At 61.0% G+C, this 23,328-nt stretch carries 22 protein-coding genes; 14 read left to right on the top strand and 8 right to left on the bottom strand.

Annotated features, from left to right (window positions below):
* Window positions 1-49 precede the first annotated feature (49 nt).
* Window positions 50-1,870, bottom strand: coding sequence for a DNA mismatch repair endonuclease MutL (gene mutL, locus QTL94_RS25915; protein ID WP_065689646.1), 1,821 nt, complete (start codon window positions 1,868-1,870; stop codon window positions 50-52).
* A gap of 176 nt (window positions 1,871-2,046) precedes the next feature.
* Between mutL and QTL94_RS25910 the strand changes: the two genes are divergently transcribed.
* A complete protein-coding gene (locus tag QTL94_RS25910) occupies window positions 2,047-3,765 on the top strand; it encodes a response regulator (protein ID WP_065689647.1) in 1,719 nt (572 codons plus the stop codon).
* Window positions 3,766-3,886: 121 nt separating this feature from the next.
* Window positions 3,887-5,242: a putative bifunctional diguanylate cyclase/phosphodiesterase gene (locus tag QTL94_RS25905; RefSeq protein WP_065689648.1), complete on the top strand. Its 1,356-nt coding sequence runs from the start codon at window positions 3,887-3,889 to the stop codon at window positions 5,240-5,242.
* 57 nt (window positions 5,243-5,299) lie between these two features.
* Here QTL94_RS25905 and QTL94_RS25900 read toward each other — a convergent pair whose 3' ends face one another.
* The 5 genes from QTL94_RS25900 to QTL94_RS25880 all read right to left on the bottom strand — a co-directional run bounded on the left by QTL94_RS25900 (window position 5,300) and on the right by QTL94_RS25880 (window position 9,397).
* The gene (locus QTL94_RS25900; protein WP_289803508.1) at window positions 5,300-5,914 is read right to left on the bottom strand and encodes a PRC-barrel domain-containing protein; all 615 of its coding nucleotides are present in this window, start codon (window positions 5,912-5,914) and stop codon (window positions 5,300-5,302) included.
* 255 nt (window positions 5,915-6,169) lie between these two features.
* The gene (locus QTL94_RS25895; protein ID WP_065689650.1) at window positions 6,170-7,057 is read right to left on the bottom strand and encodes an SMP-30/gluconolactonase/LRE family protein; all 888 of its coding nucleotides are present in this window, start codon (window positions 7,055-7,057) and stop codon (window positions 6,170-6,172) included.
* 4 nt (window positions 7,058-7,061) lie between these two features.
* Window positions 7,062-7,694 carry a 2-dehydro-3-deoxy-6-phosphogalactonate aldolase gene (locus QTL94_RS25890; RefSeq protein ID WP_065689651.1) on the bottom strand — a complete coding sequence of 211 codons (633 nt, stop codon included), beginning with the start codon at window positions 7,692-7,694 and terminating at the stop codon, window positions 7,062-7,064.
* 15 nt (window positions 7,695-7,709) lie between these two features.
* Window positions 7,710-8,627, bottom strand: coding sequence for a 2-dehydro-3-deoxygalactonokinase (locus QTL94_RS25885; RefSeq protein ID WP_065689652.1), 918 nt, complete (start codon window positions 8,625-8,627; stop codon window positions 7,710-7,712).
* Window positions 8,627-9,397 (bottom strand): SDR family NAD(P)-dependent oxidoreductase, encoded by a 771-nt coding sequence (locus QTL94_RS25880; RefSeq protein WP_502944187.1) that lies wholly within the window; start codon window positions 9,395-9,397, stop codon window positions 8,627-8,629. Before QTL94_RS25880 ends, QTL94_RS25885 begins: the two co-directional genes overlap by 1 nt.
* 91 nt (window positions 9,398-9,488) lie before the next feature.
* Here QTL94_RS25880 and QTL94_RS25875 point away from each other — a divergent pair, with 91 nt between their 5' ends.
* The 12 genes from QTL94_RS25875 (at window position 9,489) to QTL94_RS25820 (ending at window position 21,330) form a co-directional block, all read left to right on the top strand.
* Window positions 9,489-10,289 (top strand): IclR family transcriptional regulator, encoded by an 801-nt coding sequence (locus tag QTL94_RS25875; RefSeq protein ID WP_289803566.1) that lies wholly within the window; start codon window positions 9,489-9,491, stop codon window positions 10,287-10,289.
* A gap of 185 nt (window positions 10,290-10,474) precedes the next feature.
* Window positions 10,475-11,206: a LuxR family transcriptional regulator gene (locus QTL94_RS25870; RefSeq protein ID WP_113520649.1), complete on the top strand. Its 732-nt coding sequence runs from the start codon at window positions 10,475-10,477 to the stop codon at window positions 11,204-11,206.
* Between the two features lie 526 nt (window positions 11,207-11,732).
* A complete protein-coding gene (apbC, locus tag QTL94_RS25865; protein ID WP_065690225.1) occupies window positions 11,733-12,890 on the top strand; it encodes an iron-sulfur cluster carrier protein ApbC in 1,158 nt (385 codons plus the stop codon).
* A gap of 407 nt (window positions 12,891-13,297) precedes the next feature.
* Window positions 13,298-14,275, top strand: a complete 978-nt coding sequence (gene corA, locus QTL94_RS25860) for a magnesium/cobalt transporter CorA (protein ID WP_065689654.1) — start codon at window positions 13,298-13,300, stop codon at window positions 14,273-14,275.
* An 18-nt stretch (window positions 14,276-14,293) separates the two neighbouring features.
* Entirely contained in the window at window positions 14,294-16,192 is a 1,899-nt protein-coding gene (locus QTL94_RS25855) for a potassium transporter Kup (RefSeq protein WP_065689655.1), read from the top strand.
* 139 nt (window positions 16,193-16,331) lie between these two features.
* On the top strand, window positions 16,332-17,534 hold the full coding sequence (locus tag QTL94_RS25850; protein WP_289803565.1) for a cell wall hydrolase: 1,203 nt from the start codon (window positions 16,332-16,334) through the stop codon (window positions 17,532-17,534).
* 282 nt (window positions 17,535-17,816) lie between these two features.
* A complete protein-coding gene (locus QTL94_RS25845) occupies window positions 17,817-18,161 on the top strand; it encodes an AtpZ/AtpI family protein (protein ID WP_065689656.1) in 345 nt (114 codons plus the stop codon).
* A gap of 73 nt (window positions 18,162-18,234) precedes the next feature.
* Window positions 18,235-18,987 (top strand): F0F1 ATP synthase subunit A, encoded by a 753-nt coding sequence (locus QTL94_RS25840; protein ID WP_065689657.1) that lies wholly within the window; start codon window positions 18,235-18,237, stop codon window positions 18,985-18,987.
* A gap of 68 nt (window positions 18,988-19,055) precedes the next feature.
* Window positions 19,056-19,283, top strand: coding sequence for a F0F1 ATP synthase subunit C (locus QTL94_RS25835; RefSeq protein ID WP_015338972.1), 228 nt, complete (start codon window positions 19,056-19,058; stop codon window positions 19,281-19,283).
* Between the two features lie 78 nt (window positions 19,284-19,361).
* A complete protein-coding gene (locus QTL94_RS25830; protein ID WP_289803506.1) occupies window positions 19,362-20,000 on the top strand; it encodes a F0F1 ATP synthase subunit B in 639 nt (212 codons plus the stop codon).
* Between the two features lie 2 nt (window positions 20,001-20,002).
* Entirely contained in the window at window positions 20,003-20,494 is a 492-nt protein-coding gene (locus QTL94_RS25825; protein ID WP_065689659.1) for a F0F1 ATP synthase subunit B, read from the top strand.
* Window positions 20,495-20,574: 80 nt separating this feature from the next.
* On the top strand, window positions 20,575-21,330 hold the full coding sequence (locus tag QTL94_RS25820; protein ID WP_289803505.1) for a phosphotransferase: 756 nt from the start codon (window positions 20,575-20,577) through the stop codon (window positions 21,328-21,330).
* Window positions 21,331-21,337: 7 nt separating this feature from the next.
* Here the strand turns inward: QTL94_RS25820 and rnhB are convergent, their stop codons facing one another.
* The gene (gene rnhB, locus QTL94_RS25815; protein ID WP_289803504.1) at window positions 21,338-22,006 is read right to left on the bottom strand and encodes a ribonuclease HII; all 669 of its coding nucleotides are present in this window, start codon (window positions 22,004-22,006) and stop codon (window positions 21,338-21,340) included.
* 111 nt (window positions 22,007-22,117) lie between these two features.
* Window positions 22,118-23,275: a PA0069 family radical SAM protein gene (locus tag QTL94_RS25810; protein ID WP_289803503.1), complete on the bottom strand. Its 1,158-nt coding sequence runs from the start codon at window positions 23,273-23,275 to the stop codon at window positions 22,118-22,120.
* Window positions 23,276-23,328 lie beyond the last annotated feature (53 nt).

The raw sequence follows: 23,328 nt of genomic DNA, 5'->3' as shown, positions 1-23,328 counted from the left end.
TGGTTGTTTCCCTGCCATACTCCGCCGCCGCCGGCATTGCCAGCATTTTTCAGCTCCTGCCGAACAGGCGCTCGATATCGGACAGCTTCAGTTCGATATAGGTCGGGCGTCCGTGATTGCACTGGCCGGAGCCGGGGGTCACTTCCATTTGACGCAGCAAGGCGTTCATTTCCTCCGGCCGCAGGCGCCGGCCCGAGCGCACGGACCCGTGGCAGGCCATGGTCGCCGCAACATATTCGAGCTTTGCAGAAAGGCCGGAAGCCGTGTCCCATTCCGCGATCTCGTCGGCGAGCTGGCGAATGAGGCCGGTGGCATCCACTTCGCCGAGCATCGCCGGCGTCTCGCGAACAGCGATCGCACCGGGACCGAAACGCTCAATTGCCAGCCCAAGCTCGCCCAGCTCGGCGGAAAACTGCATGAGCCGATCGCAATCCTCTTCCGGCAGGTCGATGATTTCAGGGATGAGCAGAACCTGGGAAGCGAGCCGCTTCGAATGCAGCGCCTTGCGCATCGCCTCGAATACCAGCCGTTCGTGCGCCGCGTGCTGGTCGACGATCACCAGGCCGTCGTCGGTCTGCGCGACAATGTAGTTCTCGTGGATCTGCGCGCGGGCGGCACCCAGCGGGAAGCGGGACGGTGCCTCGGCTTCAATCGGTGTTGGGGGCTGTGAAATGGGTGCCGGTGCTTCGGCACGTGCGGTGGGCGATACCAGACCGTCGAACGAGGCCTGCGGCCGTTCGCTGAAACGGCTATCGCTGGCCGGTGGCTGGTAAGGTCGGGAAGGGGAGGTCTCCGGCGTCCACGGCTGGGGCCGATAGCCATTCGGCTGGAAACCGGGCCGGAAGGATCGAAGCATCCCGTCTGCGCCGGTCGTCGCTGCCCGGCTACCGTCGCGGGCAAGGGCCTCGCGGATGGCGCCGACGATCAGGCCGCGCACCAGTTGCGGATCGCGGAAGCGCACATCAGACTTGGCGGGGTGAACGTTGACGTCGACCAATGCGGGATCGATCGTGATGGAAAGGACCGCGACCGGATACCGCCCCGACGGAATGGTTTCCGCATAGGCACCCCGGATGGCCGAGAGGATGAGCTTGTCCTGAACCGGGCGGCCGTTGACGAAGGCGTATTGATGCGCCGAGTTTCCGCGATTGAATGTCGGTACGCCGGCAAAACCGGTCAGCGTCACATCTTCGCGCTCGGCATCGATCTCGATGGCGTTGTCGCGGAATTCCTTGCCGAGGATCTGCGCCATGCGCGCAAGATGGTCGTCGCCCGTCGCCGGGAATTCCAGCGTCGTCCGGTCCGTGCCGGAGAGCACGAAGCGTACGCCGGGGAAGGCGATTGCCATCCGCTTGACGATCTCGGTGATCGCGGCCGCCTCGGCCTTTTCCGTCTTCAGGAACTTCAGTCTTGCAGGCGTCGCGAAGAACAGATCGCGGACCTCGACGATGGTGCCGGGGTTCGATGCGGACGGGCGCAGATGCAGGAGCTTGCCGCCGGCAACCGCGATCTCGCTGCCGCCGGCGCTATCCTTGCGGCGGCTGGAAATGCTGAGGCGCGCCACCGATCCAATCGAAGGCAAGGCCTCGCCGCGGAAGCCGAGCGTGCGGATATCGTCGAGCGTGTCCGAGATCTTCGAGGTGCAATGCCGCCGGACGGCAAGCTCGAGATCGGTGACATCCATGCCGGAGCCGTTGTCGGACACCCGCAGCAGGCTCTTGCCGCCGCCGGAGGTTGCGATTTCGATGCGCGTCGCGCCCGCATCGAGCGCATTCTCGATCAGTTCCTTCGCAGCACTTGCCGGTCGTTCGATGACTTCGCCGGCGGCGATCTGGTTGATGAGCGTCTCGGAAAGCTGTCTGATGGCCATGCGCTTATTTTCGCGGATTCGCAGGCCTTAGGGAAGGGCGAAAGCGCAGCCGGCAATGCTTGTACGGCCCCTAATATTCCACTGCTTAATGTTAAGCGCACCTTAAGACAAAGCTGGCATTTTGCCACTTGCCTCCGAAGAATACTTGCAATCGGACAGATGTGGGACGCGTAAGAATGGGTGCCGGCTTCGAAAAAGCGGACACATCATCTATGAATGGCGAAGGGCCGGCTGAAGCCAGCCTGCAGACAGCGCTATTCGACGCGGTTTGCGAGAGCCTTTCCTCCGCGTTCATTGTCTACGACAAGACAGACCACCTGGTCTTCGCCAGCCGTCAGGTGCTGGATTTCTTTCCGATTGCAGCGACGATGCTGAAGCCCGGCACGCGGCTTCGCGATTTTCTCGGCGCGATCTACGACACCGGCATCCGCAACCAATCCGCCGGAAAGAAGAGCGCGCTCAACCGCGAAGACTGGCTGTCCCAGAAGATCGCCTCGCATTGGCGCGAACGCTTCGAGTCCGTCGAACAGGCCAGCGATTGCTGGATCCGCTTCCAGAAGCGGCGCCTGGCGAGCGGCTTTGGTGTCTGCGTCATCTCGGACATCTCGGAAGACAAGAAGCGCGAAGAGCAGTGGCGGCTCGATCTCGAACGGGTGCAGCTGACCGAGGATATTCTCGACAATCTGCCGTTCCCGCTCTTCGTCAAGGATCGCAATCTCAACTACGTCGCGGTCAACATCGCGTTCTGCGAGAAGTATCAGTCGAGCGTCGACGAAGTGCTGGGGCGCAAGAGCTCGGATCTGTTTTCGCCCGAGATCGCCGAGCGCTTCGAGGAAAGTGACCGGCATGTGCTCGAAACGGGCGAGATGTCGATCTCGCGCCAGCGGCAGGTTTCCCGCGACGGCGCCGAGCGCGATATCGTCACGCGCAAGCATCGCATCGGAAAGCCGGGTCGCTATTTCCTGGTGGCGACGATGCAGGATCTGCCGCGGGACGGCGCCGATCTTGATGAGTTCGAGCTCGCCTCCGCGGTAACCACATCGAGCAAGAATTCCTATCGCAGAGCCTATGTACCGATGACGGCGAGCACCGAGCGTCGCGAGCCCGCGGCGATGGAGGCGATCGTCCCGGAGAACTTTTCCGGCCGCAAGATCCTGGTGGTTACGGCCGATATCGCTGCCGAAACGGCGGCGCTGCGGATGCTGGCGAAATACGGCTTCGAAGCCTGCTCGGTGCGCGGCGAGGACGAGCAAGAGCATTTCCTGGAGCTTGCGGGGCAGGAGGGTATCGCCCTCGACCTGCTCATCATCGACAACCAGATGGGCATGCGATGCCTGGAACTGGCCGATCAGCACGGTATCCCGTCGCTTGTCATGGACGGCTTTCAGCTCGCCAATGAACTGACGTTCCAGATCGCGCGGCACTTCAACCGCAACAAGCGCGGTGTGCAGCTCGACCCGATCGACACAGACTGGGAAATCACCACCGTCGAGGAGGTGCGCTCGCTCGACGTCCTTGTTGCCGAAGACAATGATATCAATCAGATCGTCTTCTCCCAGATCCTCGAAGGTCTTGGCTATCGCTACCTGATCGCCGCCAGCGGCGACGAGGCCGTGCGGTTGTGGACCGAGCATAAGCCGAAGATTGTCCTGATGGACATCTCGCTGCCTGGGCTCAATGGCTTCGAGGCGGCCCGGATGATCCGGCAGATGGAAGAAGGAACAGGCTCCACCACTCCGATAGTCGGCGTGTTGACGCAAGCCTTCGAGCGCGATCGTGCCGAGTGCACGAAGGCGGGCATGAATGATGTGATCATGAAGCCGGTCAGCCCCGATATTCTGGAGACGGTTTTCCAAAATCATCTGGCAAAGGCGTTTACGCAGGCCAGCGGGTAGCCCGATCCCGGTCAACTCCCAAAATCTGGGGATAAGGGAGGGGCTGGATGAGGTTGTCCTAATATCGAATTTTTAAGACTTGCTCGCCATTCTCCGTGGTATTGCAAGGTCCTGGGTCGGAATGATGATGCTGGCTGATATGCCTTTGGTGCCCGTAAGCCAGAACGAACTTCAGACGATGGCGTATACGGATTCGCTGACCGGCCTTGGAAACCGCTATCGCATGCGCGACCGTATCGCGCAGATCTCGGCCGAGCGCGCCAGTGACCCCGCGCCCTTTACCATCGGCATCGCCAATCTCGACTCTTTCAAACCGATCAACGACCTGTTCGGCTCCAGCGCCGGCGACGAAATCCTGTGCCAGGTTGCACACCGCCTGAAGGCCTGCATTCCCGATGGCGCCTTGGTGACGCGTCATGATGGCGACGAGTTCGCCTTCGTCCTGCCGCTCATCTTCGAACGGGCAAGTGCCGAGAAGTTCGGGCAAATGATCCGGGAGGTGCTGTCGGCCCCTTATGATCTTGGTGACCGCAACGTCCGTCTCTCGGCGTCCTTTGGGTTTGCCATCTATCCCTTCGCGGGCGAAGCCTATGAAGAGCTGCTGCTCAGTGCCGAGACGGCGCTCTACCGCTCGAAGCGCCGCGGTCGCGGCCAGATCACCGTCTACTCGCGCGAGATCGCGCAGGAAATGAAGCGCACGACGCAGCTCGAACAGGCGCTGCGCAATGCCATCATCTCCGATGCGATCGACGTGCATTTCCAGCCGATCGTGTCGCTGGCGAACAGCCAGGTCGTTGGTTTCGAGGCACTGGCGCGCTGGAACGACCCGGATCTCGGTTTCGTCTCGCCTGCCGTTTTCGTCCCGCTGGCCGAAGAGCGCGGCTTTATCGATGCGCTGTCCGAGGCCCTGTTGAGAAAGGCGGCGGAAGCAGCGCTCTCCTGGCCGCGCGAGCTGTTTCTGTCCTTCAACCTTTCCTCGGCACAGCTTATGGATCCGGGCACGAGCAGCAGCGTGCTTTCCATTCTCGGCCGCGTCGGTCTTGACCCGCATCGGCTCGAGCTCGAGATCACCGAGACCGCGGTGATGGGCTCTGCCGACACTGCCAATCGGATCATTGCCGACCTGCGACAGGCCGGCGTGCGCATCTCGCTGGACGACTTCGGAACCGGTCAGTCGAGCCTGGGGCGTCTGCGCGACTTCATGTTCGACAAGATCAAGATCGATCGCGCCTTCGTATCGCGCATCAATTCCGATCGCGCGTCCGAACACATCATCAAGGCGATCCTGACCATGTGCGAAGGGCTCGACCTGGAGGTCGTGGCGGAAGGAATCGAGGACTATTCCGAGGCCGCAAAGCTGCGATTGCTCGGCTGCGGCATGGGGCAGGGCTACCACTTCGGAAAGCCGGCGGACAGTATCGCCACCTTGCGCTTCCTGCACGAGAACTACTACGACGCCGAGCGCGTCAGCGCATAAAGACCGATGGCGCCCTTTCGGACGCCACCGGTTACGCTGTACTCACTGCGCAGTATCTTAGTTGTTCGTTGTCGAACCGGTTGCCGTAGTGTCTGTTGCACCCGGGGCCGGAGCCTTTTCGGCTGACAGCATCTTCAGCGTCTTGAATTCAGGCGCAGCCTTCAGGGACTCCGCGGTTTCCGATGTTGTCAGCTTGACGCTGCCGTCGTCGGTGTTTTGGGCCACGGTGACCTTGTCCATCGGAACGGCGACATTCTTCTCGCCGATCCCGAGGAATCCGCCGACACCGATCACCGCGGCAACGAGGCCGCCATCCTTCTTCATGATCAGGTCGTTGACGTTGCCGATGCTTTCGTTCTGGCCGTTATAGACCGGCTGACCAATATACGTGTTGGCGCTCACCTGGTCCTGAGCCTGCTCGGTCAGATATGCATCGCCGCCAGCCTGCGCGGTATCGGTTGTTGCTGCGGGAGCCGTTGTCTGAGCCGCGCTACCCGATGGCGTCATGGCATCCGGTGCCTTCGGCGGTGCGGCCGGATCTACAGGCGCTGATTGTGTGGCAGGCGCCCCCGGCGTCGCCGGCTGGGTCGCAGTCTGGGAGAATGCTACCGGTGCGAAAGCCGTGGCAAACAGGGCGCCAGCGGCAACGGTCGTCAGAAGTTTGCGTGTCATTTCGAACCTACCTTTTTTCATTCGTTGAGTGATCTCTAGCCTGACAGCGCCATTCTTATGTGGTGCTTCTGCCTGGCCGGTTCCCTATTGAAATGAATGGGTTGGCTATTGGTTCCCGAAAAAGACGCGCAAAAATTTCATGTTTTTTACGGAACTTTCCGGCGATTGCGGCCTCGGATCCATGTCGCGGCGGCCGGAAAAGAAATAGGGCGCCCGTGGTGGACGCCCTGTGACAACGCTGTTTTTCGAGCTGTTTTACACCACGTAGGCTGGGTCGAAAATGCCCTTGACGGTGACGCCCAGCTCGAGAAGGGAACCAGCTTGCGGTTGTGCCGCGCGCGTGTCCTCGTCCAATCCTTCCCATGCGGTCGTCACGGCAAGCCGGTCGGCATTGGGGCCGATGAAGGCAGGGCAGGAGGGTTGGGCGGCGGGAACCTTGTAGCGCGCGATGCGCAGGCCGTCCGGGCTGTAGCGATCGACCACGCCGGCGCCCCAGCGCGCATTCCAGATGTAGCCGTCTGCGTCCACCACGGAACCGTCGATGCCGCCCTGCTCGTCCATCGTGTCCACGAGGACAATCGGCTCGCCGGTCGGAAGGCCCGTCCGCGGGTCGACCATGACGCGCATGAGCCGGCTGAGGCGGGTATCGGTGAAATAGCCGATCGTCCCGTCAGGCGAGAAGCAGATCGAATTCGGGATGCTGATCCCGCTGAAAATCTTCGTCACCTTGCCGCCTGCGACGTGATAGATCGCGCCCGCCTGCATTTCGGCGCGCTTGCTCATCGTGCCGATCCACAGAGCGCCTGACGGATGCGTGCGGCCGTCGTTCGAACGGTTCTCGTGATTGTCGCTCTCGAGGTCGGCATGGAATGTCAGTTCACCGGTCTTCACGTCACGGATGAACAGTCCCTGCTCGGTCGCCAGCAACTGCCGGCCGGCGTCGATGCGGGCAAGCACGCTCGCCATCATCGGCAGGGTATGCACCTTCTTCTCCTCGGTGGAGAGGTTCAGTTCGTGCAGTTCCTTGCCCAGGATGTTGAACCACCACACGGTGTTGGTGTCAGGGTCGTAGGTCGGGCCTTCGCCCAACACCGAATTCGTGTTGGAAAGCGACTTGCCTTCGAACTCATGGATATCAGTCATGCAATCAAGCTCCTACCGCGGCGTCGTAGGCATAAATGGTCGCCTTGGCGCGCTCGGCAACCTCTGACGCGCTCATGCCCGGCTTGTAGAGGCTCGTGCCGAGGCCGAATGCGAGGATGCCCGCCTTGGTGTAGTCGCTGAAATTCTTGTCAGAAACACCGCCGACGGCGGCGATCACGAGATCAGGCGGCAGAATGGCGCGGATCGCCGTGATCCCGGATGGGCCAAGAACGCTGGCCGGGAAGAATTTCAACCCGGTTGCGCCGGCGCGCGCGGCAGCAAGGGCCTCGGTCGGGGTGAAGACGCCGGGCATGGTGACCATGCCGTATTCGCGGGCGCGGATGATGACCTCGGGTTCGACGTTCGGCGTCACCAGCAGCTTGCCGCCTGCCGAATGCAGACTGTCGACCGCTTCGGTCGTCAGCACTGTACCGGCGCCGATCAGGCAATCTGCCGGCGCCATCTTGGCGGCGATCTCGATCGACTTGAAGGGTTCCGGCGAGTTCAGCGGAATCTCGATCGCTGTCAGGCCGTTCTCGATCAGCGCGCCAACGACGCTTTCGGTTTCTTCCGGCTTGATGCCGCGAAGAATGGCGATCAGCGGGCGTTTCATGGAGGGGAAAGGAATACGGTTCATCGCTCTTTTGCTTTCTCAGTTCGGCCAGATGGCCTTGGCGGCCGCCGCGAGACCGCCGCGCACGGCGGTGTCGGCATCGATGGTGGTGTAGGATAGAGATAGTGTCTTGAAGGCAGTTTCATAAAGACCCTGCAGCCTGCCCGAGGCAACCAAGCTGATGTTGACGGCGCTTCCTGCATCCGAAAGGCCGCCGGCGATCTCCATGCCGATCAGCGTGCCTGAAATCTTCGCCTGCGCGCCGGCAGCCGTCAGGCCGTGCAGCAACTGCCCGGAACGCGCCGTGAAGAACAGGTTGGTCGCCATCGCGGGGCGCTCGAAGGCGGCCTTGACGGCGGCCTCGAACGCAGCCGTGTCGGCCGGCATCTGGTCGGCGCCGGCGACCGCATGCGCGAGGATCGTATGCTTGCTGATCGCGTCGAACAGCTCGCCGGTCATGAAGCTCGAGAACCCCGTGACATGGCCGTCGCGGACATGCACCCATTTCGAATGCGTGCCCGGCATGCAGACCGCCTGAGATCCTTTGCTTTCGGGTCCGAGTGCGCCGAGCAGCTGAGTTTCCTCGCCGCGCATGACATCCGGCATTGCCTTGTCGCGTTGGGCGAGGCCCGGCAGAATGCGCACATCCCTATCTTGGCCGGGAACCGAGACGGCGCCGGTGAGGATTGCCGAAAGCGAGGTCGGGACGTCGATGTAGCCCGCTTCCACCCAGCCTTGCTTCGCGCCGGCCATGCCGCAGACGATCACCGGAACATCTTCGGGCGCGCCGACCTTGGCGAGGTGCGCGGCAAGCACGGCGGCAAAGCCGGTCTTGGCGGCGGTCGTCATGCCTTCGTCGCTTCGGCTTTCGCCGAGAACGCTGCCGTCCTTGCCGATCAGCCAGAGCCGAAAGCTGCTGGTGCCCCAGTCAACGGCAACGTAAGCGGGGTTTGTCATCAGAAAATGCCTCCATCGACAATAAGGGACTGCGCGCTCACGGCGGCGGCGCAGTCGGATGCTAGAAACAGACACGGGCCGACGATTGCGTCGGCATGCAAGATCTTTTTGATACACTGGCGCTGCACGGTCTGGGCGATCCCTTCTTCCGTCAGCCAGAGCTTCATCTGGCGGTCGGTGACGATCATGCCGGGCAGAATGCAATTGACGCGGATATTGTCCGGACCGAGCTTGCCGGCAAGGCTCTTCGTCAGTCCGATAACGCCGGCCTTGGCGGTCGAGTAGGCCGGGAATTCCGGCATGTTCAGCAGGAACGCGATCGACGACATGTTGATGATGGCGCCACCGCCAGCCGCGCGCATGGACGGAACAACCGCCTGGGTGGTGAAGAACACATGGCGAAGATTGGTCGCCTGATTGTTGTCCCAGTATTCCTCGGTCACGGCTTCCAGGTCATGCCGGTCGTCGCGTGCCGCGTTGTTGACCAGCACGCCGATCGGGCCGGAGTGCGCGACGATGGCATCGACCGTGCTGCGGATGGCCGCGATGTCGCGAAGGTCGGCATGATGGAAACGAACGGGATGCAGGCTGTCGCGTGAGAGGCGTTCCGCCAGTTCGCGTCCGTCGGCATCGGCGATGTCGATGAACGAAACCTTTGCGCCCTGTCGCGCAAACCCTTCGACGATCGCCGCGCCTATGCCCGAGCCGCCGCCGGTTATCAGTACGCTGCGATCCCTGAACTCGGGAAACTGCGCCCCAGCATGTGCCATCATCTCCTCCCGATGTTCCATTATTTGGAACTTAATTTGACTATGTGGAATTATCCAATTACGTTGATGCCTCTGTCAAGGCATAGGAATGATGATGAAAGCAGGCAACGATGGCCCGCAGCGGCAGGAGACCGGCACCCTTGGCAAGCTGATGGTGCTGCTGGATCTCATCGCCCAGGCTGACGGCCCCTTGCGCTTCACCGAGATCTTGGCCGCTAGCGGCCAGCCGCGTGGCACGCTGCATCGCCAGCTCGGTCATCTTGTCGAAGAGGGCCTGCTCGAATTCGACGGGGAGGGGCGCTATCGCGTCGGGCTTCGCCTGCTGGACCTCGCCTCGCGCAGCTGGGCTCGAAACGAGTTTCGCGCGATCGCGGAGCCGCATTTGTCCGCGCTGCAACAACTGACGGGAGAGACAGTGCATCTCGGTGTCCTTCGCGGTTCATCCGTCATCTACCTCGATAAGGTTGAGGGACGTCAGTCGGTCCGCATGTATTCGCAGATCGGCAACGCATCGCCGGTGTACTGCACCGGTGTCGGCAAGGTCGCGCTGTCGGTCCTTCCCGAAGAGCGGCTTAACGCCGTCGTCGCGGAGCTGACATTCGAGCGCTTTACCCCAAGCACGCACACACGCGACACGCTTCTGTCCGAGATCGAAGACATCAGGGCCGACGGGTACGGCTACGATCGAGAGGAGCACGAGGTCGGAATTCGATGCGTCGCCGCGCCTCTCTGGTCCGACGATCTTTCCTTCGTTGGCGGCGTCTCGGTCACCGGCCCGGCTTACCGCCTGACACTCGAGCGGCTGGCGGAATGGTCCCTGCCGGTTCGCGAGGCGGCTACGGCAATCATGACCGATATGCGCATCGCCCTGGGGCCCCGGCGTTTCCGCTAAATTGGCCGGAACTCATATATTCATCGGCGTATTGTGATTTTCTGACGAATCGTCACAATTGTTGTCTGTCAATCCCCCGTCTTGGGGTGTATCAGCTTCCATGCCATGGTCGGCGATACGCCACAAGACGTCGCGGACGACTTGGTTACCCCTAGAAAACGCTGAAATTTGAGTTGAATGAAATCATGACATCATCGTCGCCAGCTGCTTCCGTAGACGTCTACGTAAGCGAAATAGCCAAGCTGCATACGCAGTTTGACATCTTCCGCTTCCTGAAAAAGGTGACGGAAGCGTACCGGGCGCGTGCCTTTATGGTCTTCAACCTGCCGCACTCGACAGCGAGTGATCTTCAAAGCAATACCGTCATCACAAACTGGCCAGTGGAGCTGCTGTCGGCCTACGATAGCGAACGGCTGGTGTCGAACAGCCCGGTCATGCGTCGGCTGCGGGCATCGACAACGCCATTCTTCAACGACGTATCCACAGCAAAACTCGAGCGGCCGGACGGCAAGTCGAACATCGTCTCAGCCCTCTTCGAGCGCTTCCGGATGATGCGGTGTGCTTATTTCCCGACGCATGAGCCTTCCGGCGCGCGCGGCGCGGTCTCGTTCTCCGGCGATCGTGAGGCCTTCACCACCGAGGAAATGCGGGAACTCCACTATATCGCCATTCATGTCTACGACAGGCTGGCAGAGATCCGCACGATCGATAGCCGAATGACCGACACGTTGACTGATCGCGAAATCGACTGCCTGAACTGGACCGCCGCAGGTAAGACGAGCGTGGAGATCGCCGACATCCTTGGGTTGTCGGAACACACGGTCAATCACTACCTCAATCGTGCCACCAAGAAGCTCGATACGGTCAACCGGGCGCAGGCTGTTGCCAAGGCTCTGCGGATCGGCCTCATCAAGTGAACCTTGCTCAGATTATGGGCGGGTCGCGCGAATTAGCCTAATTTGGCGGCAATCGCGCTCCCCGCCTCGGGCGAGGTTTTCGGATTGATCCTTGTTTCCAGTGTCCTGGCTAACTGGCACGTTTTCTGCTTCTGTATATCCAGCGGTCCAGAGGGGGCCTGGTAACGACGCCGGATCAATGGCGCGACCTACAATCCGCCGTCCGATGCCGGGGCGCCTTTTTGGCGTGCGGCATTGGGCGGCGGTTTGTTGTTTTTGAGCTACGCTGCGGTGGCATCGATATTGCCCGGGCGCTTTTTCCGCTCTTTACCGCTGGTCTTTTGGCATATGTGCGCTAACCCTTACATGTTCTTGGCAGAAGACCGTTGCGTCACCAGGGCGAAAGCCCGGCGGACTTGGAGGCGCAACGGCTCCTTCCCAATCTGAGCGGCACGATTCCGCGTGCTGGCGGGCCTGTTCGCTGATTTCGTTTGGCGAAGCTGCGGCTCTCCTCTATCTAAGAGCCGAAACAGGCAATGAGGATGCAATGGCGGCCGTCACCAAGGAACAGGTTCTCGAAACGCTCAAGACGGTTCGAGGCCCCGATCTCGAGCATAACATCGTTGAGCTCGGCATGGTCTCCGATGTCTTCATTTCCGATGGCAAGGTCTATTTCTCGATTACCGTTCCGGCCGATCGCGCCAAGGAGCTGGAGCCGCTGCGGCTTGCCGCCGAACGCGTCATCAAGGAAATCCCCGGCGTGCAGGGCGCGCTTGTCGCGCTGACGGCCGACAAGAAGGCCGGCTCGACCCAGCCGCAGGCGCCCGCTGCTACCCCGCACGGCGCTCACGGTTCGCACGGTCACTCGCACGCTCCGCAGGCGCAGCCGCCGCGTGCCGGCAAGATCGGCGTTCCCGGTATCGGCGCGATCATCGCCGTTGCGTCGGGCAAGGGCGGCGTTGGAAAGTCGACCACGGCGGTCAATCTGGCCCTCGGCCTGCAGGCGAACGGCCTTCGAGTCGGGATCCTCGACGCGGATATCTATGGTCCGTCCATGCCCCGGCTGCTGAAGATTTCCGGTCGCCCCACCCAGATCGACGGCCGCATCATCAATCCCATGGAAAACTACGGCCTCAAGGTCATGTCCATGGGCTTCCTCGTCGATGAGGAAACGGCGATGATCTGGCGCGGTCCGATGGTGCAGTCGGCGCTGATGCAGATGCTGCGCGAAGTCGCCTGGGGCGAACTCGACGTGCTGGTCGTCGATATGCCGCCCGGTACCGGCGACGCGCAGCTGACGATGGCACAGCAGGTGCCGCTCGCCGGTGCCGTCATCGTGTCGACGCCGCAGGACCTGGCGCTTATCGATGCGCGCAAGGGCTTGAACATGTTCAAGAAGGTCGAGGTTCCCGTTCTGGGGATCGTCGAGAACATGAGCTATTTCATCGCTCCCGACACCGGTGCGCGCTATGACATATTCGGCCACGGCGGCGCGCGCAAGGAAGCCGAGCGCATCGGCGTTCCTTTCCTCGGCGAGGTGCCCTTGACCATGAACATCCGGGAGACCTCTGACGCGGGAACGCCGCTGGTCGCCTCTGAGCCCAACGGGATCGTTGCCGGCATCTACCGCGATATCGCATCGCGGGTCTGGCAGCAGCTTGGAGGGCAGCAGCCAAGACCGGCTCCGGCCATCGTCTTTGAATAACTGCTTCGCCGGCGCTAGACTCGAAATTGCGGGCGAAATGTGATCAAAAGGCGCAGTTCACGTAAGATGTCTTGATTCTTCCGTGGGTTTCCGTCATATGGCGCGCCGTCGCCATGAGGGCGGCAATAGGCAATGCTTGATGGCGGCTGGTTCCTCGCGGGGTCACCGTTGCATGTTCGGAGTTCTCTTGTCGGTCGAAGGTTTGATGGCTGCGGTGCGGTCGAGCATGGCGCATATTCCGACTTCGCTCGGATATGTCAGGAGCTTTATGGACATTGATCAATCGCTTTCGTTAGGATCTAAGAACAGCGAGCGTCGCATTGCCATGGCTGCCGGCGCGCTGCGGAAGGTTTTCTGATGGGACAGGCGACAGCTGCACGTTGCCCTGCGTGCCGGAGACACCTCCGGTGATCACGGCCTACTGCTCCAACTGCGAGTCAATCGAACTCACCGACCTGTCGCAAGTCGCCGCGCTGCGCGACGATGTCGTATGGATCGACATGATCGAGCCGACGCATGAGGAAGAGATCTACGCGGAAAAGGTCCTCGGCATCGAGGTGCCGACCCGCGACGATCTCAAGGACATCGAACCGTCCGCGCGCCTCTATGTCGAAAACGATGCGGTCTTCATGACCGCTTCCCTGCTTTGCAAGGCCGAGACCGAGGCGCCCATGTTGGCTGACGTCGCTTTCGTTCTTGCCGGCAAGCGTCTGGTCACCATCCGCTATGCCCGCCCGAAGTCCTTCACGCTTTTCATCGCGGCACTTCATCGTCTGCCACAACAGTGGCGCACAGGCGCCGCATTGCTTGCCAAGCTGTTCGAGACGATCATCGACCGCACCGCCGAGATCCTTGAGCTGTCGGTCGCGCGCATCGACATTCTCTCGACGCATGTGTTCGGCGACCGCGCTAAGAAAGTCCGCAAGCCGTCGAACTACCTCGAAATGAAGCTGCGCGATATCGCCGGCTATCATCGTCTTGTCAGCAAGGTGCGCGATAGTCTGGCATCGCTGTCCCGCTTGATGACTTTCTTCTACAACGTTCCAGCCGTTCAGCAGGACCGCGAGACGAAAGAACTCTGCCGCACGGTTTCCCGGGACATCCAGTCGTTGTCCGAACACTCGTCGTTCGTCGCGGGCAACATCACCTTTCTTCTTGATGCGTCGCTCGGGTTGATCAACATCGAACAGAACTCGATCATCAAGATTTTCTCGATCGCGTCCGTGGTCTTCTTGCCGCCGACGCTGGTCGCCTCCATCTATGGCATGAATTTCGAGTCGATGCCGGAACTGCACTGGGTGCAAGGCTATCCCTATTCGCTCGGGCTCATGGTGATATCCGCCATCATCCCCTTTTTCTTTTTCCGATGGAAAGGCTGGCTCTGAAGAGCCTGTTTTCATTTTATGTCCGAAGACAGCCATTCACAGGATGAAAAAATGAGCCCGCGCAAGCTGTTCTATCTTGCGCTCGGCTCTGTCGGTGTCGTCTACGGCGATATCGGTACCAGCCCGCTTTACGCGTTTCGCGAAGCGCTGAAGCCCGTCGCGATCGACGGCCTGACCCGTTTTGAAGTCATCAGCCTGATCTCGCTGATGATCTGGGCGCTGACGATCATCGTCACCATCAAATACGTGCTGTTTCTGCTGCGCGCCGACAACGAAGGCGAGGGCGGTACGCTTTCGCTGCTGGCGCTGCTTATGAAGACGGCCAACGGGCACACGGCGCTCCTGATGCTGCTGGGTCTGGTCGGCGCGGCGCTGTTCCTTGGCGACGCGATGATCACGCCGGCGCTATCGGTGCTGTCGGCTGTCGAAGGTCTGAAGCTCGTGGCGCCAAGCATGACGAGCTATATCGTGCCGATCTCGGTCTTCATCCTGGCGCTGCTCTTTGCCGTGCAATCGCGAGGAACCGGCGCTATGGCCCGCTTCTTCGGGCCGATCACCGCTCTCTGGTTCATCGTCATGGCGGTCGCCGGCATTTCGCATATTTCCGACGATTTCGGCATTCTTGCCGCCTTCAACCCATATTACGCCGTCAGCTTCCTGCTGCATGAAGGCTTCTATGGTGTCGTCGTCCTGGGTGCGGTCTTCCTGACCGTGACAGGCGCCGAAGCGCTCTATGCCGACCTCGGTCACTTCGGCCGCCGTCCGATCCAGTGGGCCTGGTTCGCGCTGGTCTTTCCGGCGCTCACGCTCAACTATCTCGGCCAGGGCGCGCTGGTGCTCGGTAATCCGCAGGCGATGTCGGATCCCTTCTATCTGATGTATCCGCAATGGGCTATTTTGCCGGTTGTCATCCTGGCGACCGCTGCCACGATCATTGCCAGCCAGGCCGTGATCACCGGCGCCTTCTCGCTCGTCCGGCAGGGGATCAACCTCGGCTTCCTGCCGCGCATGGAAATTCTGTTCACGTCCGAAACGAATACCGGGCAGATCTTCCTCCCGTCGGTCAACGCCGTGCTCTTCTTCGGCGTTATCTTCCTGGTGCTGAGCTTCAAGACGTCGGATGCGCTGGCAACCGCCTACGGGATTTCGGTCACCGGCGCGATGGTGGTGACCTCGATCATGGCCTTCGAATTCGTTCGTGTTCGCTGGAACTGGTCGATCCCGGTTGCAACGTTGGTGCTGGCACCGTTGCTTGCGCTTGAACTGATCTTCCTCGGAGCAAACCTCCTGAAGATCCACGACGGCGGCTACATCCCGGTCCTGATCGCAACCGCGTTCACGATCATCATGTGGACATGGCGGCGCGGTTCGGCGCTCCTTATGGAAAAGACGCGTCATACCGACATTCCGCTGGCCTCCTTCGTCAGTTCGATCGAGCGCAAGAGCGATCATTCGCCGGCGCACGTGCCGGGAACGGCGATCTTCCTGACGAGCGACCCCGAATCCGCACCGGCCGCGCTGCTGCATAACCTGAAGCACAATCACGTCCTGCACGACAAAAACGTGATCCTGACGATCCGCACGGTCAACAAGCCGCGCGTTCCGAGCGCCGATCGCTATAAGGTCGAGCAGATCTCCGAGCGTTTCTCGCGCGTCGAGCTGCTGTTCGGCTTCATGGAATCGCAGAACGTCTCGCAGGCGCTCGCGACGCTCCGCAAGACAGGCCTGAAGTTCGATATCATGTCGACGTCCTTCTACCTCGGCCGTCGCAAGCTGGTTCCTGACGCAAAGTCGGGCATGCCCTATTGGCAGGACCGTCTTTATATTGCGCTGGCCAACGCCGCCGCCAATCCTTCGGACTACTTCCGACTGCCGGCAAACCGCGTGGTGGAACTGGGCTCGCACGTCATCATCTGATGGCGCTGCCGCCAAGCAAAGAGCCCGGCCATCGTGCCGGGCTTTTGCGTTTTGCCTTGGGCTGTACGTCTTTGGGTAAATTAGGTCGGCCGCATTAACCAAGCATCAAGGTTAATGAGACATTTTCATCGGCATGTTCATGCGTCCATGCCGGAGTCTGGTGTTGCGTCGAAATATCCGTTCCCGTGGCAAGCTGCGTCTCTTGCTTCAAAACTGGAGTTCACCCGCTCTCTTCGGTGTCTGCGGCTGGCTGATGTTTCCCACCATGGCATCGCATGCCGATCTGGCCGCACTGCTTGCCGGTCTGGATCAGGGTCGGGAAAACTGGCGCATGGTGCTGACCAACTCGCCGGCGGGGTCGATCCACCAGGCAGAGCTGGCCTTTGCAGACCCGCTGGTGACGGGCACGATTGCCTCCGGTGCCGGCATGGTACTCTCCGACGGTCGTAAGGTCGCCTTCATGGCCAAGGACAAGGGCCACGAGGCAACCCCCGACGAGGATCGCGTCAACCGCCAGTCCAAGAAGGGCAGGGTGGTCGCCGTCGAGCAGATGCAGCCGCCCAAGGATTTCTCCGCCGGTTCCATCCTCCACCGGACCAAGCTCCTTTTCCAGCCGACCTTCGATCTCAAGGATAAGTCGGCCTTCGTGAAGCCGAAGATCAAGGGCAAGGAAATCCAGATCGCTACCAACTTCTATAAGAAGGAGCCGCCGAAGCCGGATCGCGGCGTTTCGCCGATGCTGGCCGGCCTAGTTACGAACGATAAGGCCGACGTGCTCGCAACCGCTTTCGCTCCCGCCGCTCCCGACTACGCCCGGCAGTCGCCGTTCGACTCGATCCTCACCGAAAAGGCGGACGATGGTCGTTTCGTTCCGCAGATCGGTCCGCGCGACCACGCCTGGGCCGCAAGCGTCCTGCCGCCGAGCGTCTTCTCCGCAGCCGAGCAGCAGTGCCTTGCCTCCGGCATCTACTTCGAAGCCCGCGGCGAAACCGTCAAGGGACAGGCGGCCGTCGCCCAGGTCATCCTCAACCGCGTCCGCAATCCCGCCTATCCGAAGACCATTTGCGGAGTCGTCTATCAGAACGAGGATTGGCGCAACCGCTGCCAGTTCTCGTTTGCCTGCGACAACATCAAGGACCGTGTGAACTCGCAGTATCATTGGAGGATCGCCCGCGATGTCGCCATGGCGGTGACGGCGGGCAAGATCTGGCTGCCGCAGGTCGGCTCCGCGACTCACTATCACGCTGTCTACGTTCGTCCGAAATGGGCGAAAACGATGGAAAAGGTCGGGCGCATCGGCCTGCACGTCTTCTATCGCACCTATGGCGGCGGTTGGAGCTGACAAAAAAGCCGATCCAGGCGCGTTTTTGCGCCGGATCGCCTCGCCTCAAAGCGGATTCTTTCGGTCGATTTTGGCTCCAGTCTGCCAAATCAATCTAAGTATATGTTTTTCAGTGATTATTTTAAGGCTGGACATAAGTCCCCCACGCCTTGACTATGCTTTTTGCTAAAACTATGTTGCGCGCGACTTCAGAACGGGCCGAAAGGTTCTCGAACCCTTGGGGTCGTTGTCCTGAAACCGGGGTAGCGGGATCGCGGACAGCGGCAAGCGGAGGAGAGCACCATGACGGATGACCGCGAGGAAGGTCTGGAAGAGCGCCGGGCGCAGTTGGGGGCAAAGCTCGCAACCAAGCGTATCGAGGCGGGGAAGGACGAGGCCGATGAGGCCCGCGCCGAAGTGAGTCGCAAGGGCTATGCCCAGGCGATGAAGCTTTCGAGCGAGTTCATTTCCGCCATCGTTGTCGGTGCCGTTCTTGGCTACCTCGTCGACCGTTTTGTCGGCACGGCGCCTTGGGGATTGATGATTCTTCTTCTTCTTGGATTCGGTGCTGGCGTGTTGAACGTCCTGAGGGCGGCTGGAAAGGTTTCAAGACCCGACCCTGCTGATCGTGGGCGAGACAATAAATAGGGCAGAGCGCGCAGGCGTTCGATCCAGTGCAATGATCCCGTGTTACGCGGGCCAAAGATAGAGAGAACAAGCGGTGTCCAACGATCCGACCCATCAGTTCCTGATCCAGAAGATTGTGCCGATCGAAGTCGGCGGGATTGATTTCTCGTTCACGAACGCATCGCTTTTCATGGTTGCATCCGCAGCCGTTGCCGCAGGCTTTCTGTATTTCTCGACGTCCAACCGCGCCATCGTTCCCGGCCGCTCGCAGTCCGTCGCCGAGATGTCTTATGAATTCATCGCAAAGATGCTTCAGGAAGGCGCCGGCACCAAGGGGATGAAGTTCTTCCCGCTGGTCTTCTCGCTCTTCATGTTCGTGCTGACGGCCAACCTGCTCGGCATGTTCCCATACTTCTTCACCATCACCAGCCAGATCATCGTCACCTTTGCTCTTGCTTTGCTCGTCATCGGTACGGTTCTGGTCTACGGTTTCTACAAGCACGGCTTCCACTTCCTGAATGTGTTCGTCCCGCAAGGCGTTCCCGGCATTCTTCTGCCGCTGGTCGTGGCGATTGAAATCATCTCGTTCCTGTCGCGTCCGATTTCGCTCTCCGTTCGTCTCTTCGCCAACATGCTGGCTGGTCACATCACCCTTAAAGTGTTCGCAGGCTTCGTTGCCTCGCTCGGAGCGCTGGGTGCGGTCGGTATCGGTGGCGCCATTCTCCCACTCATCATGACGGTCGCCCTGACCGGTCTAGAGTTCCTCGTCGCCTTCCTCCAGGCTTACGTCTTTGCGGTGCTGACTTGCATGTACCTCAACGACGCGATCCATCCGGGTGGCCACTAAGGGATACCGACGTTGACGCCCGCGGGCGTCAGTCAATTCGCCGCAACACCATTTCAAAGGAGTTCAACATGGACGCGGAAGCAGCAAAGTTCATCGGTGCAGGCCTCGCTTGCTTCGGTATGGCCGGTACGGCTCTTGGCCTTGGCAACATCTTCGGCAGCTATCTTTCGGGCGCTCTGCGCAACCCGTCTGCCGCTGACAGCCAGTTCGGCCGTCTGGTATTCGGCTTCGCCGTTACGGAAGCTCTGGGCATCTTCTCGCTGCTCGTCGCTCTCCTTCTGCTGTTCGCCGTTTAATTTCGGCGCACTGAGGGATCACGGCCTGCGAACAGCGAGCCGTGATCCTTTGTATTTGCAGTACACCTGGAGGTGAGCATGTTTTTTGTGACCCCGGCTTACGCTGAAGAAGCCCCGGCGGGAACCGCAGAAACTGGTGCAGCGACCGGTACAGACGCGCATGCTGCCCCGGCCGCAGGCGAGGTCCATACCGAGACCGGCGTGCCAGCCGAACACCATGGCGGTGTGTTTCCGCCTTTCGATTCGACGACTTACGCATCACAGCTCCTGTGGCTGGCGATCACGTTTGTTGTCTTCTTCGTGCTCATGCAAAAGGTCATCGCGCCGCGCATTGGCGCTATCCTGGAGCAGCGCCACACGCGCATCGCGCAGGATCTCGATGAAGCTGGCCGTCTGAAGGCAGAAGCCGACGCCGACGTGGCAGCCTATGAAGCCGAACTCGCAGCAGCCCGCGCGAAGGCAAACACGATCGGCTCGGCCGCTCGTGACGCTGCCAAGGCAAAGGCCGAGGCTGATCGCCGTGCAGTTGAAGCAAGCCTTGCTGAAAAGCTGAAGGCTGCCGAAGGCCGCATCGCTGACATCAAGGCGAAGGCTTTCGCTGACGTCGGCACGATCGCCGAAGAAACCGCAACAGCCGTTGTCGAGCAGCTGATTGGTGGCACCGCCGCCAAGACTGACGTCGCCGCTGCCGTTGCCGCTGCCAAGAAGGAGGCTTGATCGTGGAATTTGCATTGGACGCAACATTCTTCGCCTTTGTCGGTCTCGTCCTCTTCCTGGCGCTGGTCGTATATCTGAAGGTTCCGGGAATGATGGCAAAGTCGCTCGACGACCGCGCCGATCAGATCCGCAATGAGCTGGCGGAAGCCAAGCGTCTGCGCGAAGAGGCACAGCACCTGCTGGCCGAATACCAGCGCAAGCGTAAGGAAGCCGAAGCGGAAGCCGCACACATCGTGGCTGCTGCCGAGCGCGAAGCCGACATGCTGACTGCCGAAGCCAAGAAGAAGACGGAAGAATTCGTCGCAAACCGCACCGCGGTTTCCGAGCAGAAGATCAAGCAGGCCGAAGCCGATGCAATGAAGGCGGTTCGTTCCGCTGCCGTTGACCTCGCGATCGCGGCTGCCGAGACCGTCCTCTCCAAGAAGGCCGATGCGAAGGTTCAGTCCGAACTCTTCAGCGACGCCATCAGCCAGGCAAAGAGCCGCCTCAACTAAGTTGAGCGGACAGCTTTCGAAAGGCCCCGCATTGCGGGGCTTTTTTGTTTGTGCAGAAGATGCGTGCAGGGGAGGCGTGGATGATCGAGGAAGCCGGCGATGGGCCATTTATCCGCGACGGACTGGTCTGGCGCCGTGCGCGCCCATGGAGCGCAAATATACATCTCCTGCTCGCGCATCTGCATGCAAACGGCTTTGATGCTGCGCCTCGCCCTGCAGGTTGCGATCGCGAATGGGAGCGCGTCACATTTCTGGACGGCAGGACAGCAGACCTGGATCTGGACCAGGATGCGCGCAGCGACCGCGCCCTGACGTCGGCAGCGCGCCTCCTGCGCCGCTATCACGATTGCACCGTGGACTTTGCCGCCGCGCACGCCGGCGCGGTTTGGCAGCTGCCCGCTCAAATACCATTCGAGATCATCTGCCACGGCGATTTCGCGCCCTACAATGTCCTCTTCGCCGGCCAGGAGGTGAGCGGTATCATCGATTTCGAGACCGCCCATCCGGGGCCGCGGCAGTGGGACCTCGCCTATGCCGTCTATCGCTGGGCGCCGCTCTCGCTGATCGCTCCGGGCGAGTTGTCGGCAACCGACATCCAGATCGGGCGCGCCCGACGCTTTCTCGACGCCTATGGATTGGCCAACGGTCTGCGAGCCGGCGTCATCGATATGGCAATCGAACGACTGGAAGCGCTGGTCGCTTTCATGGAACGGGAGGCTGCGGGCGGATCAGAAAAGTACCGCGCTCATATCAAGGCCGGGCACGACGAGCTTTATCGCGCGGATATCGCCTATATCAGGCGCCGGAGAGCGGCGATTATCGCTGCGATCTGCTGAGCAAGGCCTATTCGCCGACGAGCTCGGTGCGCCTTAGCGGCCGAAAGGTCATACGATGCAGCGAGCACGGGCCGTGGGTCTCGATGCCGGCGCGATGCTGGGCTGTACCGTAGCCCGCGTGGGCGGCGAAGCCATAAGCGGGGAAAATGATATGGGCCCGGGCCATCATCCGGTCGCGCGTCACCTTGGCGACGATCGATGCTGCTGCGATGGAAACGGAGCGGGCATCACCTTTGACGACAGCCTGGCCGGGACAGTCGAGGCCAAGTGGCACATCGAGACCGTCGGTCAGCACATAGCTTGCCGGGACCGCCAGCCCGAGGATGGCGCGTCGCATCGCATCCAGGCTGGCCTTGCGGATATCTGTCGCATCGATCCGCGTCGCGCTCGACGAGGCAATTGAAACAGTGGCCGTTGCCAGAATCTGCTCGAAAAGCTCTTCCCGCTTCTGGGCGGACAGCTGCTTCGAATCGTTCAGTCCATCTGGAATTCGTTTCGGATCGAGGATCACCGCGGCGGCGACGACAGGCCCGGCCAGAGGTCCACGTCCGGCCTCGTCCGCACCGGCAACCGGCCAATGCCCAGCCTTGCGCGCCTTCTGCTCCAGCCGGAAATCCGGCACGAGCGGGACGTCTTCGAAAAGCATAGGAGAATCGGGTGGCGTGCGACGTTTCATGCGGCAGAACTTCGCACGCCAACCCGACTTCCTGCAAGTCCCCGGATCAGGGCGGCGGGCCGGGGACCTGGATGCGGACGGGCAGGGGAGCCATCCGCAGAGCTGAATTCATCAGAGCAGCGACAACTGAACTCCGCTGCCATCCGGCGGGACAAAGAGATCGTCACGCAGCGGCATGCTTCGCCTCGTCATGCCGAGCCGCTTCGTCGCCATCTCGAAACGGCGAGCGATCTGCCAGGCGTACGGGCCCGCGCCCTTCATACGTTTGCCGAACTCCGCGTCGTAATCCTTGCCCCCGCGCATCGACCGCACCAGGGACATGACATGGCGGTAGCGGTCCGGATAGTTCTGCAGCAGCCAATCCCGAAAGAGCGGCGAGACCTCCAGCGGCAGACGCAGGATGACATAGCCCGCTTCCAGTGCGCCCGCTGCCCTTGAAGCTTCGAGAATGCGCTCCAGTTCGTGATCGTTGAGCGCCGGGATCATTGGCGCGGCCATCACCGAGGTCGGAATGCCAGCCTCGCTGAGAAGCTTCACTGCCTCCAGTCGCCGTGACGGCGTCGAAGCGCGCGGCTCCATCGTCCGCGCCAGCTTGCGGTCGAGCGTCGTGATCGACAGCGACACACGCACGAGGTTCTTCTCGGCCATCTTTTTGAGAATGTCGATGTCTCGCAGGATCAGCGCCGACTTGGTGACGATCGAAACCGGATGGTTGGCCTTCTCAAGCACATCAAGGATCTGCCGCATGATACGCCATTCCTTTTCGATCGGCTGATAAGGATCGGTATTGGTGCCGATGGCGATGACACGCGGCTTGTATCCGGGCTTTGCCAGTTCGCGTTCGAGAAGCTTGGCAGCATCCGGCTTGGCAAACAGCTTCGCCTCGAAGTCGAGACCGGCAGACAGCCCCATATAGGCGTGGGTCGGCCGCGCGAAACAGTAGATGCAGCCGTGTTCGCAGCCACGATAGGGATTGATCGAACGATCGAATGGAATGTCCGGCGACTCGTTGCGCGTGATTGCCGTGCGCGGCTTTTCGATCTGTACCTCGGTCTTGAAGGGTGGAAGATCTTCCAACGTCTCCCAGCCATCGTCGAACGTTTCCCGACGCTGGGGTTCGAAGCGTCCGCCTGGGTTCAAGCCCGCTGCCCGCCCGCGACGACGGTCCACCTCGATCCGCAGACCGGAGGCAACGAGCATTGCGTCGGCAACGTCTGCCGTATTGGCAGGCGCAAACGCGGCCTGCCCTGCAAGGGACTGTTCGTTCATCGGATTCTCCGTCGACGGAAGACTTTGCTTCCGCCCGTTTTGATGATTAAATT

The organism is Rhizobium sp. S96 (assembly GCF_030382195.1).
Lineage (GTDB): Bacteria > Pseudomonadota > Alphaproteobacteria > Rhizobiales > Rhizobiaceae > Rhizobium.
The sequence above is the reverse complement of the archived record's forward strand: the minus strand, read 5'-3'. Positions and strand labels throughout refer to the sequence as shown.

Excerpts from the sequence above, each read along its gene's own strand:
- mutL (WP_065689646.1), bottom strand. The coding sequence starts at position 1,870 with ATGGCCATCAGACAGCTTTCCGAGACGCTCATCAACCAGATCGCCGCC.
- QTL94_RS25910 (WP_065689647.1), top strand. The coding sequence starts at position 2,047 with ATGGGTGCCGGCTTCGAAAAAGCGGACACATCATCTATGAATGGCGAA.
- QTL94_RS25905 (WP_065689648.1), top strand. The coding sequence starts at position 3,887 with ATGATGATGCTGGCTGATATGCCTTTGGTGCCCGTAAGCCAGAACGAA.
- QTL94_RS25900 (WP_289803508.1), bottom strand. The coding sequence starts at position 5,914 with ATGACACGCAAACTTCTGACGACCGTTGCCGCTGGCGCCCTGTTTGCC.
- QTL94_RS25895 (WP_065689650.1), bottom strand. The coding sequence starts at position 7,057 with ATGACTGATATCCATGAGTTCGAAGGCAAGTCGCTTTCCAACACGAAT.
- QTL94_RS25890 (WP_065689651.1), bottom strand. The coding sequence starts at position 7,694 with ATGAACCGTATTCCTTTCCCCTCCATGAAACGCCCGCTGATCGCCATT.
- QTL94_RS25885 (WP_065689652.1), bottom strand. The coding sequence starts at position 8,627 with ATGACAAACCCCGCTTACGTTGCCGTTGACTGGGGCACCAGCAGCTTT.
- QTL94_RS25880 (WP_502944187.1), bottom strand. The coding sequence starts at position 9,397 with ATGGCACATGCTGGGGCGCAGTTTCCCGAGTTCAGGGATCGCAGCGTA.
- QTL94_RS25875 (WP_289803566.1), top strand. The coding sequence starts at position 9,489 with ATGATGAAAGCAGGCAACGATGGCCCGCAGCGGCAGGAGACCGGCACC.
- QTL94_RS25870 (WP_113520649.1), top strand. The coding sequence starts at position 10,475 with ATGACATCATCGTCGCCAGCTGCTTCCGTAGACGTCTACGTAAGCGAA.
- apbC (WP_065690225.1), top strand. The coding sequence starts at position 11,733 with ATGGCGGCCGTCACCAAGGAACAGGTTCTCGAAACGCTCAAGACGGTT.
- QTL94_RS25855 (WP_065689655.1), top strand. The coding sequence starts at position 14,294 with ATGTCCGAAGACAGCCATTCACAGGATGAAAAAATGAGCCCGCGCAAG.
- QTL94_RS25850 (WP_289803565.1), top strand. The coding sequence starts at position 16,332 with ATGCGTCCATGCCGGAGTCTGGTGTTGCGTCGAAATATCCGTTCCCGT.
- QTL94_RS25845 (WP_065689656.1), top strand. The coding sequence starts at position 17,817 with ATGACGGATGACCGCGAGGAAGGTCTGGAAGAGCGCCGGGCGCAGTTG.
- QTL94_RS25835 (WP_015338972.1), top strand. The coding sequence starts at position 19,056 with ATGGACGCGGAAGCAGCAAAGTTCATCGGTGCAGGCCTCGCTTGCTTC.
- QTL94_RS25830 (WP_289803506.1), top strand. The coding sequence starts at position 19,362 with ATGTTTTTTGTGACCCCGGCTTACGCTGAAGAAGCCCCGGCGGGAACC.
- QTL94_RS25820 (WP_289803505.1), top strand. The coding sequence starts at position 20,575 with ATGATCGAGGAAGCCGGCGATGGGCCATTTATCCGCGACGGACTGGTC.
- rnhB (WP_289803504.1), bottom strand. The coding sequence starts at position 22,006 with ATGAAACGTCGCACGCCACCCGATTCTCCTATGCTTTTCGAAGACGTC.
- QTL94_RS25810 (WP_289803503.1), bottom strand. The coding sequence starts at position 23,275 with ATGAACGAACAGTCCCTTGCAGGGCAGGCCGCGTTTGCGCCTGCCAAT.